This window comes from Streptomyces cinnabarinus, assembly GCF_027270315.1.
Lineage (GTDB): Bacteria > Actinomycetota > Actinomycetes > Streptomycetales > Streptomycetaceae > Streptomyces > Streptomyces cinnabarinus.
Map to the genome: position 1 here is coordinate 6,472,528 of NZ_CP114413.1, position 12,566 is coordinate 6,485,093.

The following is a 12,566-nucleotide window of genomic DNA, read 5'->3' on the forward strand; positions in this document are numbered from 1 at the left end:
GGAGCCCGCCGCTGACGGGACCGGACCTTGATCCACGACTTGGGGTTGCACAGCAGATGACTGCGATTTCTCTCGGCATGCCGTCCGTTCCGACCAAGCTCGCCGAGCGCCGCCAGAGCCGGCAGATCCAGGTCGGATCCGTGGCGGTCGGCGGGGACGCCCCGGTGTCCGTGCAGTCCATGACCACGACCCGTACGTCGGACATCGGCGCGACGCTCCAGCAGATCGCGGAACTGACGGCGTCGGGCTGCCAGATCGTCCGCGTGGCGTGTCCGACGCAGGACGACGCGGACGCCCTGTCGACGATCGCGCGCAAGTCCCAGATCCCGGTGATCGCGGACATCCACTTCCAGCCGAAGTACGTCTTCGCCGCGATCGAGGCGGGCTGTGCCGCGGTCCGGGTGAACCCGGGCAACATCAAGCAGTTCGACGACAAGGTCAAGGAGATCGCGAAGGCGGCCAAGGAGCACGGCACCCCGATCCGCATCGGTGTGAACGCGGGCTCGCTGGACCGGCGCCTGCTCCAGAAGTACGGCAAGGCCACTCCGGAGGCCCTGGTGGAGTCGGCGCTGTGGGAGGCGTCCCTCTTCGAGGAGCACGACTTCCGGGACATCAAGATCTCGGTCAAGCACAACGACCCGGTCATCATGATCGAGGCGTACAAGCAGCTCGCCGCCCAGAGCGACTACCCGCTGCACCTCGGTGTGACGGAGGCGGGCCCGGCGTTCCAGGGCACGATCAAGAGCGCGGTGGCGTTCGGAGCCCTCCTCTCCCAGGGCATCGGCGACACGATCCGCGTCTCCCTCTCCGCTCCGCCCGCCGAGGAGGTCAAGGTCGGCCTCCAGATCCTGGAGTCCCTCAACCTCAAGCAGCGCGGCCTGGAGATCGTCTCCTGCCCCTCCTGCGGCCGTGCCCAGGTGGACGTCTACAAGCTGGCCGAAGAGGTCACCGCGGGCCTGACCGGCATGGAGGTCCCCCTCCGCGTCGCCGTCATGGGCTGCGTCGTCAACGGCCCCGGCGAGGCCCGCGAGGCCGACCTCGGCGTCGCCTCCGGCAACGGCAAGGGCCAGATCTTCGTCAAGGGCGAGGTCATCAAGACGGTCCCGGAATCCAAGATCGTCGAAACCCTCATCGAGGAGGCCATGAAGCTGGCCGAACAGATGGAGGCGGACGGCACCCCGTCGGGCGAGCCGTCGGTATCGGTGGCGGGCTGACCCCGTTTTCGGCCCGTCCGGCGTTTGAGGACGAGGCCCTTTCAGGACCGACAGCGGGGGTCTGGGGGCGGCAGTGCCCAGTGGGGGTCCCCCCTCCGGGGGGAGGGACGGGCAGAGGGCGGCGGCGGGGGCGAAGCAGCCAACACCGCACCCGTCACAGCTCAGCTTCCGCAGGTACAGTGCGGAGATCAGCCCCCTGACCCGTGAGGCCCGCCCGTGTTGACGCAGACCACAACCCGGGTCCTCGAACCGAGCGACCTGGACGCCGCGCTCGCCGTCCTCGACCGCGAGCCCGTCGCGAACGCCTTCGTGACATCCCGCGTCCAGGTGGCCGGCCTCGACCCCTGGCGCCTCGGCGGCGAGATGTGGGGCTGGTACGAGGACGGCATGCTGACCTCCCTCTGCTATGCCGGCGCCAACCTCGTCCCCATCTGCGCCACCCCCCGAGCCGTCCGCGCCTTCGCCGACCGCGCCCGCAGAGCGGGCCGCCGCTGCTCCTCGATCGTCGGCCCCGCCGAACCCACCGCCCAGCTCTGGCGTCTGCTCGAACCCAACTGGGGCCCGGCCCGCGACGTCCGCGCCCACCAGCCCCTGATGGTCACCGACCGCATGCCGGGGACCATCACCCCCGACCCGTACGTCCGCCGGATCCGCAAGGACGAGATGGACACGATCATGCCGGCGTGCGTGGCGATGTTCACCGAGGAGGTCGGCGTCTCCCCGATGGCCGGCGACGGCGGCCTCCTGTACCAGGCCCGCGTCGCCGAACTGGTCGGCTCGGGACGCTCGTTCGCCCGCCTCGACGAACACGGCAAGGTCGTCTTCAAGGCGGAGATCGGCGCCGCGACCGACCGCGCCTGCCAGATCCAGGGCGTCTGGGTGGCCCCGGAGTACCGCGGCAAGGGCCTCGCCGCCCCCGCCATGGCCGCCGTGCTGCGCTACGCCCTCGCGGATGTGGCCCCCGTGGTGAGCCTCTACGTCAACGACTTCAACACCGCGGCCAGAAGGACGTACCGCAGAGTCGGCTTCGAAGAGGTCGGCGCGTTCATGAGCGTCCTGTTCTGAGCCCGCCACGCGCGCCCCGCTGTACCCTCCCGGCATGGACCTCGTCATCGGCCCCCTGGACCTGTCAGCCCACGTAGACGAGGCACTGGCCGTCCAAGCGGTCGCCTTCGGGCTCGGCCCCGACGAGGTCGCCGTACGCCGTCAGATCGTGCTGCGCCACATGACCTACCCCGGCGCGCGAGCCCTCGGCGCCACCACCGGGGAACGACTCGTCGGGTTCGTCTACGGCATGCCCAACGACCGCGCCCACTGGTGGTCCACCGTCGTGGAGCCGTACCTCCGCGCCGAGGGCAACGGCCTCTGGCTCGACGACTCCTTCGTCATCACCGAACTGCACGTCCACCCGGCGTACCAGAACCGCGGCGTCGGCAGAACCCTGATCACCACGATCACCGACGGTGCCCCCGAACCCCGCTCGATCCTCTCCGCGATCGACACCGAGAGCCCGGCCCGCGGCCTGTACCGCTCCCTCGGCTACCAGGACCTCGCCCGCCAGGTCCTCTTCCCCAGCGCCCCCAAGCCGTACGCCGTCATGGGCGCCCCCTTGCCGCTGCGCCGCCCCTAACCGATTTCCGCCGCCCCGCACCCCCCGGCTAACCTCCTGCCATCACCTTCACGCAGCAGGAGTACGACACCCATGGCGAACGCACCGGTCCAGCGCATGTCCCAGTTGATGGCGAAGACGCTGCGCGATGACCCGGCGGACGCCGAGGTCCTCAGCCACAAGCTCCTCGTCCGCGCCGGCTATGTCCGGCGTACCGCGGCCGGGATCTGGTCCTGGCTGCCCCTCGGCAAGCGGGTCCTGGCCAACGTCGAGCGCATCGTCCGCGAGGAGATGGACGCCATCGGCGCCCAGGAAGTACTGCTCCCCGCGCTGCTGCCGCGTGAGCCGTACGACGCGACGGGCCGCTGGGACGAGTACGGCCAGGAGCTGTTCCGCCTCCAGGACCGCAAGGGCGGCGACTACCTCCTCGGCCCGACCCACGAGGAGATCTTCACCCTGCTGGTGAAGGACCAGGCGTCCTCCTACAAGGACCTGCCGGTCATCCTCTACCAGATCCAGCACAAGTACCGCGACGAGGCCCGCCCGCGGGCCGGCATCCTGCGCGGCCGCGAGTTCCTGATGAAGGACTCGTACTCCTTCGACACCGAGGACGAGGGCCTCGCCCAGTCCTACGCCCTGCACCGCCAGGCCTACCAGCGGATCTTCGAGCGCCTCGGCCTCGACTACCGCATCTGCGCCGCCACCGCCGGTGCCATGGGCGGCTCCAAGTCGGAGGAGTTCCTGGCCCCGGCCGAGGCCGGCGAGGACACCTTCGCCGACTGCCCGAACTGCGACTTCGCGGCGAACACCGAGGCGATCACCTACGAGCTGAAGCCGGTGGACGCCGACGGCGTGCCCGCCCTGGAAGAGATCCCGACCCCGGACACCCCCACCATCGAGACCCTCGCCGCCCACCTCGGCGTCGAGGCCGCCGCCACCCTCAAGAACCTCCTCGTGAAGGTCGACGGCGAGATCGTCGCCGTCGGTGTCCCCGGTGACCGCGAGGTCGACATGGGCAAGGTCGAGGCCCACTTCGCCCCGGCCGTCGTCGAGATGGTCACCGAGGCGGACTTCGCGGCCAACCGGGACCTGGTGCGCGGCTACGTCGGTCCGCAGGGCCTGGGCGAGAAGGTCAAGTACCTCGCCGACCCGCGCGTGGCCGCCGGCACCTCCTGGATCACCGGCGCCAACAAGGAGGGCACGCACGCGAAGAACGTCGTCGCGGGCCGTGACTTCGAGGTGGACGAGTACGTCGACGTGGTGGTCGTCCAGGACGGCGACCCCTGCCCGAAGTGCGGCACCGGCCTCAGCCTGGACCGCGCCATCGAGATCGGCCATATCTTCCAGCTCGGCCGCAAGTACGCCGACGCCCTCAAGCTCGACGTCCTCGGCCAGAACGGCAAGCCGGTCCGCGTCACCATGGGCTCCTACGGCATCGGCGTCTCCCGCGCGGTCGCGGCGCTCGCCGAGCAGACCGCCGACGACAAGGGCCTGTGCTGGCCCGCCGAGGTCGCCCCGGCCGACGTCCATGTCGTCGCCGCCGGCAAGGCCCTCCAGACCGAACTGGCCCTCGACGTCTCCGAGAAGCTCGCCGCGAAGGGCCTGCGGGTCCTGTGCGACGACCGCGCCGGGGTCTCCCCGGGCGTGAAGTTCACCGACTCCGAGCTGATCGGCGTACCGCGGATCCTGGTCGCCGGGCGGCGCGCGGGCGAGGGCGTGGTGGAGCTGAAGGACCGCCGTACCGGTGAGCGCGAGGAAATGACGGTCGAGGAGGCCATCGCACGGCTGAGTGCCTAGTCGCGCCGGTGTCGCATCGCTTTCGGCCGAGGCCGTTCCCGCCCAGGGCGGGAACGGCCTCGCCGTCTCGGTGGTGGTGTGTTGTCCGAGCCGAGGGCTCAGCCGGCCTCCGCGGCCGGTGCGTAGGGAAGGAGTTCGTCCGGCAGCTCCACCCGCATGCCGCAGAAGCAGCGCAGCGGTCCGCCCCGTGAGGCGGGAGCACCGAGGTCGATCATCAGGATGTCCCGCAACTCGCGAAGCACGTCGCGTACTGGCGCGTCTCTGGCGACGCGGATGCCGACTTCGTCAGGGTCCCAGACGGCGAGACCCGGCAGGCCGTCCGTCAGGAAAATGTGGATGCACACAACAGTCTCCCCAGGGATGCACTACGGCATGAGTGATCCGCTCCGGGAGGTCAGCGGCTGACTGATGGTACCCGTGACGTGTGGGTTCTGTGAGGCGTTTCGTCATATTCCGTGGAAGGACACCGCTGGGCTCACACAATGCGGCTGACCTGGAGCATGGCCTCCGCATCCTTGATCAGTGCGCGCTGGCGTGCCTCCGGCAACTGCCGGTAGAGCTTCAGGAGTCGGGCCTCGCGCTCGTCCTCGCTCGGGCCCGGCACCGGCCGGCCCGCTGCCTCGAAGAACTCCTTCGGTGTCGTCCGCACGCCCCAGCGCCGGAAGACCTCGACCATGGCCCGCAGCTTCTCCGGTTCGATGCGTGAGGTGCCCCGGGTGCGGTTCACCCAGGCGTTCAGTGTCGGGTAGGAGATGTCGGCCTCCGTCGCCAGGTCCTTCTGGGTCCTGCCCTGGGCCTGGGTCAGCAGACGGGCGAGCAGCGCTGCCAGGTCCTCGTCCCGGCGCGGCGGATCGTGGCCCGGATCTGGGTCTTCCGGGCGGCTCTGCGGGTTCGTCACGCATCCGAGGATCGGCCATCAATATCTACAAGCGCAAGTAGATCGCAGATCGGCGATGAGGGCATTTTGGGGGGCGCGCGGAGGTGCGGACCTTCTCAAGTCTCACTCTGTGTAGGCCTCTTGACACAATATGCGTCTACGTGAAGACTGTAGATAGCTCTGGATGCGGGTCGCGGCCCCTGGTGCGGGCTGTTGACGTCCGCTCTGGAAATCTACATCTACATGCGTATCGAAGATATCCGGGAGGAATTGATCGTGTCCCTACCGCACACCGTCACCACCGCTCCGGACGATCCGGAACCCGAACTGATCGCCCGGGCCCGCGGCGGGGACCGGGAGGCGTTCGCCGCCCTGTACTACGAGCACTACCGCCTCGTGTACGGCTTCCTGCTCGTCCGGACCCGCGACCGACACCTGGCCGAGGACCTCACCCAGGAGGCGTTCACCCGCGCCCTGCGGCGCATCGACGCCTACACCTGGCAGGGCACGGCCTTCGCGGCCTGGCTGACCACCATCGCCAAGAACCTCTACCTCGACGAACTCGGTCGTGGCCGCACCCGCCTGGAGACCCCGGTCGCCGAGTTCGACGACCCGCAGCTGTCCCGGTACGGCGCGGACTCCCCGGTCCTGCGCGAACTCGAAGCCGTCGAGGCCCATGAGACGGTCCTCAGCGCCCTGCACACCCTCAACGCCCCCCAGCGGCACTGCGTGCAACTGCGCTTCCTCGACGAACTCAGCGCGGAGGAGACGGCACTCGCGATGGGCCGGAGCGTCGGCGCGGTCAAGACGCTGACCTACCGCGCGTTACGGAAACTGCGCTGGACGACCGAGGCGGTGTCGGCATGAACAGCAACCTCCCGCACGTCGCGGGCGTGATCCGGGCGGTACTGGAGTCCGTCCGGCCCGAGCAGGCCACCGCCGTCGCGCAGGCGCTCGACACGGCCCGTCTCCTGGTCGACCCGGAGCGCACCTTCGGCGCGGTGCTGCACCGCGGGTCGGACGGCGGCTGGTCCCGGACCCGGCCCGCGGCCACCGAACTGGAGCGGCAGGCGCTGGACTGGGACGCCGCCTGCGCACGGGCACGGTCCGTCGCCCACACCATCGAACGCCAGCTGACCGAGCATCAGGGGCCCTCCGGGGTGCGCGTGGACGGGGACCGGGTCCGGGTGCTGCTCCGGGTCGACGGACCCGCGCAATGGGCGGACTGGCGTGCCTACTTGGGCATCACCGTGGTCAAGGAGGGCAACCGCCCGCACACCGTCGTCGGCGAGGGGGAGCACGGCGGCGTGCGGGTGGCCGTGGTGGCCCGCGGTGCCGCCTCGACACCGGGCGCCACGACCGGACGGCGGCAGGCGCGCCCCTTCCGGCTCGGCGGTACCACGTACGATCTGGCGGTCCCGCAGCGCGACGCGCACGGGGACGTCTGGTACTTCCAGGGCTGCCGGAACCACGACGGCATGCCTCTGATGTCGGTCGACGGCCGGCCCGAGCGCTGCTCCCTCGCCAATGTGGCCGCCCACCTGGGTCCGCTGACACCGGTGCCGCAGCCCGAGGACACCGCTGCCGTTCCGGCGCCCATGACCACACTGCCGACGCCGCCCGCACTGCCGCCCGCGCCGGTGTGCGGCCCGACCGGGCCGGTCGGATGAGCGGCGGTGGGCCGGGCCGGCCGGACCTGGCCGACGCGGCGGCGGACGGGGGATCGCGGGCCTGGGAATCGAGCGCCGCGTGCCGACAGCGCGACGCGGACCTCTGGTTCACCCGGCGGTCCCAGGCCACGGCCGTGGCGATCTGCGCGGCCTGCCCCGTACTCGATGCCTGCCGGGCCGCGGTGCTGCGACGGGAGAGCGGCCTGCCGCGATGCCGCCGACAGGGCGTGGTCGCCGGACTGACCGGCCCCCAGCGCCACGCCCTGGAACGCCGGGCCAACCGCAGGACGCAGCAGACCCCGGCACAGCCCGCCGGGACTCCCGCCGTCGACCGGACCGCGCCACGGCGGGGGCAGCTCGCCGTCTGTGGCACCCGCGCCGCGTACCAGCGCCACCTGCGCCGGCGTGAGCCCGTCGACGACGCGTGCCGCGCCGCCAACGCCCGCAGCGCGGGCCGCTACCGCCGCACCGGCTCCACCCGCGACCAGAAGCGCACCTCGGGCCCCGCACCCCCGGCCGCGGCGCGACCGATATCCCGGACGCCCCGCACCGACCCCACCGTCCACCGCCACCGGAGTACCTCATGCCCCCGCCCCCGCAGGCGCCTTGGCCCGACGCCCCTCGGCCCGACGCCCGCAGGCCCGATGACCCTCGCCCCGGCGACGTCCGGCAACCCGCCGCCCTCCCGGGCCGTCTCGCCGCCGCGCTGCGCCGGGTCCTGCGAGCGCCCGCCCGGACCCGGGAGCGGCGGGCCGAGCCGTCGCTCCGGCTCGCGTCGGATCTGGAGAACTGCCGGCAGCAGCGGGACCGCTGGCGGCGCAACGCCGACTCCTACGAGCGGGAGTTGAGCCGGGTCCGGCTCGAACGGGTGCACCTGCTGGCCTGGTTGGCGGCGCTGCACCCGTCGAGCGCCGTACTCACCGACGGCGGTACCGGGGCCGACGGCGTGCGCGCACTGTCCCTGCGGGCCGGGGAGCGCGGCCTCTCCTGGCCGCTGGCGCCCGCCGAACTCCCGCTGTTCGCCCATGTCCCGTACGCGGAGCATGCCGCCTCGGCCCCGCTGGGCGAGGCGGACCAGGCGGCGCACATCCGTGAGCACATCCGGCTGCTGGCCATCGAGGGCATCCTGTCCGCGCCCCCGGCCGAGAGGCCGCCGCCGGCACGGCCCGCGCGCTCCGGCGACCGCCACTGAGGACCCTCGGGCGCCCGCCGCGGCGACCGCCCGAGACCCCGGTCGGCACGCTCGGGAGGCACGTCGGCCGGACCCACCACGCCCCCCTGCGAAGGCCCCGGCAGGGGGGCGTGGACCAACCCCGCGCACGACCTGCCGGCCGGCGAACACCGGCGACAGTTCGGCGCCGTGCCCCGCCCGACGACCTGGAGCCAGCCGGCGAACTCCAGCGATGGCTCGGCATCCGGTCCCGTCGACGGCGTACCGGCCATCGAAGTCCGGCGACAGTTCGGCGTCCTGCCCCCGCCGACGGCCTCCCAGCCGGCGAACTCCAGTGACGGCTCGGCATCCGGTCCCGTCGACGGCGTACCGGCCATCGAAGTCCGGCGACAGTTCGGCGTCCTGCCCCCGCCGACGGTCTCCCAGCCGGTGGACTCCAGTGACGGCTCGGCATCCTGCCCCCGCCCCACGGCCTGGACCGGGCCGCTGAACCCCGGCAACAGCCCGGCACGTCCCGTCCCCGGCCCCACGGCCTGGACCGGGCCGCTGAACCCCGGCAACAGCCCGGCACGTCCCGTCCCCGCCCCACGCCCTAGAGCCAGCCGGCGAACTCCAACAGCAGTTCCGCGTCCTGTGCGCGCCCCACGCGGAGGGCCCGTGCGCCGGACTCCACGGCGCGGAACAGCGTCCACCCGCGCAACCGCTCCTGGTCCACTTCCAGGGACTCGGCGAGCCGCTTCACCCGGCGTCGTGTCGTCGCCGCTCCCGAGGGCGAGGCGATCAGGTCCTCGACCCGGTCCCGGACCAGCCGGGCCAGGTCGAACGCGCACTCGCCGACCACCGGATCCGGCCCCACGGCCAGCCACGGCGTCCGCTCCCCGGCCAGCACCTTGCTCTGCCGGAACGTCCCGTGCAGCAACCGGTGCTCGGGCGGTGCGGCCAGCAACTCCGCCCGAGCGGCGAGCGCGGCCTCGACCAGCGCCGCCACCTCCGCCGCAGCCGACGCGGTCGCCCGCATCGCCTCCGCCTGCCGACCCGTCCGCTCGGCCACCGTCTCGAACACATGGTCCCCGGGCGGCTCCACCCAGAGCCGCCGCAAGGTCCCCGCGGCCTCCAGCAGCGCCTTCGCCTCCGGCAACGACCGCACCGAGACATCGGGATGCAGCCGCTCCAGCAGCAGCACCCCCTCCGTGGTGAACGGCTCCAGCAGCTGCACCGCGCCCAGACCGCCCCAGTGCGCGAGGGCCGCCCGCTCGCTCTCCGGACGGGCCCGCGGCGGGGCCAGCTTCAGGACCGCCGGGGTGCCGTCCGCGCGCCTGACCAGCACGACCAGACTGCTGCGCCCGCCGGGCACCTGCACCCGCTCCACGGTCAACTCGCGTAGCGCCACGGCCTGCTGTGCCGCCTCGGGCAGCTTCTCCAGCCAGCCCTCGGCGTCCGGTGCCGTCTCACCGAGCGCCCTGACCAGACGCCGCGGCGGTTCGAAAGCCATACGCGAGAGTTTCCTTCCAGTACGCGTCACGCCGTGGGCGTCGCCGATGCCGAGCCGGTGGCCGCCCGCTCGGCGAGCCCAGGGAAGGCTACGCTCTCGCCGCGCCAGCGCACCGCCCGCACCGCCGCCTCCCGCAGCGCCTCGGCGGCCGTACGCCGCCGCGGCCCCGTGGAGGCGCGCACCAGATCGGAGTAGACCCCGGCCACCCGGTCCTCCACCTCCGCGGCGAGCCGGGCCGCCGCCGAGGAGTCCGGCACCGCGAACGGCAGCGCGTAACCCGCCTCCGCGGGCACCGGCTCCCCGCCCAGGTCCAGCACCTCGCGCACCAGCGTGTCCCGCCGGGCCCGATGGGCGTCGTACGCGCCCCGGGCCTCGCCGCGGCGGCCCTCGCGGATCCGCCCGCCGACGACGCCGTACCCGTACACCGCCGCGTGCTCCGCGGCCAGCGCCGCCTGGAGGGCCGTCAGTTCCGCGGCCTTGGCCCCGCTCAGCGGCTTGTCGTCGTTCGCCCGGCTCACCCGTCACCCTCCGTCAGCAGATACACATGGGCCGCTCCGGCCGCCGCCACCGAGGCCAGCAGCCGGGCCAGTTCGCCGGGCAGATCGAGCAGCTGCTCGGTCCTCCGGTCCGACAGGGTCCGTTCGGCCGCGGCGAGTTCCGCCAGCGCGCCCTTCTCGTCGGCCGGCACCGCCGACGGGCTCGCCGCTACGGAAGGGGAAGCGGACGCGGAGGGCGTCGCCTTCGCGGCCGCCGTACCGCCGAAGGCCGCCACGTGCCGGACCACCTCGGCGCGCAGCGGGCTCAGCCGCTCCGCCAGCGGGGGATGCGCGGCGATCACGGCGTCGTAGCGCTCCACCAGGGCGGCGCTGTCCCGGGCCGCACGCACGCGTGCCCGGTCGGCGGCCGACGGGCTGCCGGCGGTGCCGTCGGTGTCGGGGCCGGGTGAACAGCCCACCAGCAGGACCGCTCCGGCGGCCGAGGCGAACAGGCTCCTTCTGCGCGGCCCCGAGGGCATGCGCGGCGGCGGGGGAAACGGCACGGCAGACGTCCTCGGGGGCTCGTACGGAGGGGGCGGGCGGCACGCCCGTGATCACGGTACCCGTGGACATGTCCAAGACCACTCACCGGCACCCGTCCGCTACCCGATGGACGGCAACACACCCCCGGACCGGATACCCTTTGACCAGACACGCGACCCATCCCACAACAGCACACGCGGCCGAGGAGTCACCCGGATGAGCACCACCCAGAGCGAGAGGCTGCGAGAACTTCTGGAACCGCTCGTCAGCTCCCAGGGCCTGGACCTCGAAGAGATCGCCGTGGACTCCGTCGGACGCAAGCGAGTGCTGCGCGTGGTCGTCGACTCCGACACCGGAGCCGACCTGGACCAGATCGCCGATGTGAGCCGCGCGCTCTCGGCGAAGCTCGACGAGACCAACGTGATGGGCGAGACCGCGTACGACCTCGAAGTGGGTACCCCTGGCGCCGAGCGTGAGCTCACCGAGCACCGGCACTATGTGCGCGCCGTCGACCGCCTGGTGAGGTTCCAGCTCGCCGAGGGCGGCGACCTGGTGGCCCGGATCCTGACCGTGGACGACGAGGGCGTGGACCTCGAAGTGCCCGGTGTGAAGGGCCGCAAGGCCACGGCCCGCAGACTCGCCTTCGGTGACATCGCCAAGGCCCGCGTGCAGGTCGAGTTCAACCGCAAGGACAAGAAGGACATGAAGGAAGAGGAGGAGGCGTAGCCGTGGACATCGACATGAGCGCCCTGCGGGGCTTGGTTCGGGAGAAGGAGATCTCCTTCGACCTGTTGGTCGAGGCGATCGAGTCGGCCCTCCTCATCGCGTACCACCGCACCGAGGGCAGCCACCGCCACGCGCGCGTGAAGCTCGACCGCGAGTCCGGGCACGTGGTCGTGTGGGCGAAGGAGGACCCCGAGGACCTCGAAGAGGGCCAGGAGCCGCGGGAGTTCGACGACACCCCGTCCGACTTCGGCCGCATCGCCGCCACCACGGCCAAGCAGGTCATCCTCCAGCGGCTGCGCGACGCCGAGGACGACGCCACGCTCGGCGAGTACGCGGGGCGCGAGGGCGACATCGTCACCGGTGTGGTCCAGCAGGGCCGCGACCCGAAGAACGTCCTCGTGGACATCGGCAAGCTGGAGGCCATCCTGCCGGTGCAGGAGCAGGTGCCCGGCGAGACCTACCAGCACGGCATGCGGCTGCGCAGTTACGTCGTACGGGTGGCCAAGGGCGTCCGCGGCCCCTCCGTCACCCTCTCCCGTACGCACCCGAACCTGGTGAAGAAGCTCTTCGCCCTGGAGGTGCCGGAGATCGCCGACGGGTCGGTGGAGATCGCCGCCATCGCGCGTGAGGCCGGTCACCGTACGAAGATCGCGGTCCGTTCCACCCGCTCCGGTCTGAACGCCAAGGGCGCCTGCATCGGCCCCATGGGCGGCCGGGTGCGCAATGTGATGGGCGAGCTGAACGGCGAGAAGATCGACATCGTCGACTGGTCGGACGACCCGGCCGAGATGGTGGCGAACGCGCTCTCCCCGGCCCGTGTCTCCAAGGTGGAGGTCGTGGACATGGCGGCCCGGTCCGCCCGGGTCACCGTGCCGGACTACCAGCTGTCGCTGGCGATCGGCAAGGAGGGGCAGAACGCCCGGCTCGCGGCCCGCCTCACCGGCTGGCGCATCGACATCCGTCCCGACACCGAGCAGCCCGGGGAATAGAT

At 72.3% G+C, this 12,566-nt stretch carries 14 protein-coding genes and 1 pseudogene; 10 read left to right on the top strand and 5 right to left on the bottom strand.

The window, feature by feature from the left end:
- Window positions 1-56 precede the first annotated feature (56 nt).
- The 4 genes from ispG (at window position 57) to STRCI_RS29470 (ending at window position 4,620) form a co-directional block, all read left to right on the top strand.
- A complete protein-coding gene (ispG, locus tag STRCI_RS29455; RefSeq protein ID WP_269661977.1) occupies window positions 57-1,214 on the top strand; it encodes a flavodoxin-dependent (E)-4-hydroxy-3-methylbut-2-enyl-diphosphate synthase in 1,158 nt (385 codons plus the stop codon).
- Between the two features lie 216 nt (window positions 1,215-1,430).
- Window positions 1,431-2,279, top strand: coding sequence for a GNAT family N-acetyltransferase (locus STRCI_RS29460; protein WP_269661978.1), 849 nt, complete (start codon window positions 1,431-1,433; stop codon window positions 2,277-2,279).
- Between the two features lie 34 nt (window positions 2,280-2,313).
- Window positions 2,314-2,844: a GNAT family N-acetyltransferase gene (locus STRCI_RS29465; RefSeq protein ID WP_269661979.1), complete on the top strand. Its 531-nt coding sequence runs from the start codon at window positions 2,314-2,316 to the stop codon at window positions 2,842-2,844.
- A 72-nt stretch (window positions 2,845-2,916) separates the two neighbouring features.
- Complete coding sequence (locus STRCI_RS29470) at window positions 2,917-4,620, top strand: proline--tRNA ligase (RefSeq protein WP_269661980.1); 1,704 nt, start codon at window positions 2,917-2,919, stop codon at window positions 4,618-4,620.
- Between the two features lie 98 nt (window positions 4,621-4,718).
- Here STRCI_RS29470 and STRCI_RS29475 read toward each other — a convergent pair whose 3' ends face one another.
- On the bottom strand, window positions 4,719-4,964 hold the full coding sequence (locus STRCI_RS29475; protein WP_269661981.1) for a hypothetical protein: 246 nt from the start codon (window positions 4,962-4,964) through the stop codon (window positions 4,719-4,721).
- Window positions 4,965-5,095: 131 nt separating this feature from the next.
- Complete coding sequence (locus STRCI_RS29480; RefSeq protein ID WP_269661982.1) at window positions 5,096-5,518, bottom strand: helix-turn-helix domain-containing protein; 423 nt, start codon at window positions 5,516-5,518, stop codon at window positions 5,096-5,098.
- 255 nt (window positions 5,519-5,773) lie between these two features.
- Between STRCI_RS29480 and STRCI_RS29485 the strand changes: the two genes are divergently transcribed.
- From STRCI_RS29485 to STRCI_RS29495, 4 genes and pseudogenes are all read left to right on the top strand, one after another.
- Window positions 5,774-6,364 carry an RNA polymerase sigma factor gene (locus tag STRCI_RS29485; protein WP_269661983.1) on the top strand — a complete coding sequence of 197 codons (591 nt, stop codon included), beginning with the start codon at window positions 5,774-5,776 and terminating at the stop codon, window positions 6,362-6,364.
- Window positions 6,361-7,167 (top strand): BN159_2729 family protein, encoded by an 807-nt coding sequence (locus STRCI_RS29490; RefSeq protein WP_269661984.1) that lies wholly within the window; start codon window positions 6,361-6,363, stop codon window positions 7,165-7,167. The genes STRCI_RS29485 and STRCI_RS29490 overlap by 4 nt, the downstream gene beginning before the upstream one ends.
- Window positions 7,164-7,421, top strand: a pseudogene (locus STRCI_RS43570) (WhiB family transcriptional regulator); the annotation flags it as partial. The gene STRCI_RS29490 and the pseudogene STRCI_RS43570, both read left to right, overlap by 4 nt.
- 329 nt (window positions 7,422-7,750) lie before the next feature.
- A complete protein-coding gene (locus STRCI_RS29495) occupies window positions 7,751-8,359 on the top strand; it encodes a hypothetical protein (RefSeq protein WP_269661985.1) in 609 nt (202 codons plus the stop codon).
- A 571-nt stretch (window positions 8,360-8,930) separates the two neighbouring features.
- On the opposite strand, the gene STRCI_RS29500 is transcribed toward STRCI_RS29495, so the two are convergent.
- Genes STRCI_RS29500 through STRCI_RS29510 form a run of 3 tightly spaced genes read right to left on the bottom strand, consistent with a single transcriptional unit; the run spans window position 8,931 to window position 10,869 of the window.
- Window positions 8,931-9,830, bottom strand: coding sequence for an aminoglycoside phosphotransferase family protein (locus STRCI_RS29500; protein WP_269661986.1), 900 nt, complete (start codon window positions 9,828-9,830; stop codon window positions 8,931-8,933).
- A gap of 26 nt (window positions 9,831-9,856) precedes the next feature.
- Window positions 9,857-10,321 (bottom strand): ferritin-like domain-containing protein, encoded by a 465-nt coding sequence (locus tag STRCI_RS29505; RefSeq protein WP_269664676.1) that lies wholly within the window; start codon window positions 10,319-10,321, stop codon window positions 9,857-9,859.
- A 23-nt stretch (window positions 10,322-10,344) separates the two neighbouring features.
- Complete coding sequence (locus tag STRCI_RS29510) at window positions 10,345-10,869, bottom strand: hypothetical protein (protein ID WP_269661987.1); 525 nt, start codon at window positions 10,867-10,869, stop codon at window positions 10,345-10,347.
- Window positions 10,870-11,065: 196 nt separating this feature from the next.
- Here STRCI_RS29510 and rimP point away from each other — a divergent pair, with 196 nt between their 5' ends.
- Together rimP and nusA are read left to right on the top strand one after the other, a co-directional pair.
- The gene (rimP, locus tag STRCI_RS29515) at window positions 11,066-11,575 is read left to right on the top strand and encodes a ribosome maturation factor RimP (RefSeq protein ID WP_269661988.1); all 510 of its coding nucleotides are present in this window, start codon (window positions 11,066-11,068) and stop codon (window positions 11,573-11,575) included.
- Between the two features lie 2 nt (window positions 11,576-11,577).
- Window positions 11,578-12,564, top strand: coding sequence for a transcription termination factor NusA (gene nusA / locus STRCI_RS29520; protein WP_269661989.1), 987 nt, complete (start codon window positions 11,578-11,580; stop codon window positions 12,562-12,564).
- The last annotated feature ends 2 nt before the right edge of the window (window positions 12,565-12,566 follow it).

Bases quoted from the DNA above. Each gene is read 5' to 3' on its own strand.
- STRCI_RS29490 (WP_269661984.1), top strand. From the start codon at position 6,361: ATGAACAGCAACCTCCCGCACGTCGCGGGCGTGATCCGGGCGGTACTG.
- STRCI_RS29470 (WP_269661980.1), top strand. From the start codon at position 2,917: ATGGCGAACGCACCGGTCCAGCGCATGTCCCAGTTGATGGCGAAGACG.
- STRCI_RS29500 (WP_269661986.1), bottom strand. From the start codon at position 9,830: ATGGCTTTCGAACCGCCGCGGCGTCTGGTCAGGGCGCTCGGTGAGACG.
- STRCI_RS29465 (WP_269661979.1), top strand. From the start codon at position 2,314: ATGGACCTCGTCATCGGCCCCCTGGACCTGTCAGCCCACGTAGACGAG.
- ispG (WP_269661977.1), top strand. From the start codon at position 57: ATGACTGCGATTTCTCTCGGCATGCCGTCCGTTCCGACCAAGCTCGCC.
- rimP (WP_269661988.1), top strand. From the start codon at position 11,066: ATGAGCACCACCCAGAGCGAGAGGCTGCGAGAACTTCTGGAACCGCTC.
- STRCI_RS29495 (WP_269661985.1), top strand. From the start codon at position 7,751: ATGCCCCCGCCCCCGCAGGCGCCTTGGCCCGACGCCCCTCGGCCCGAC.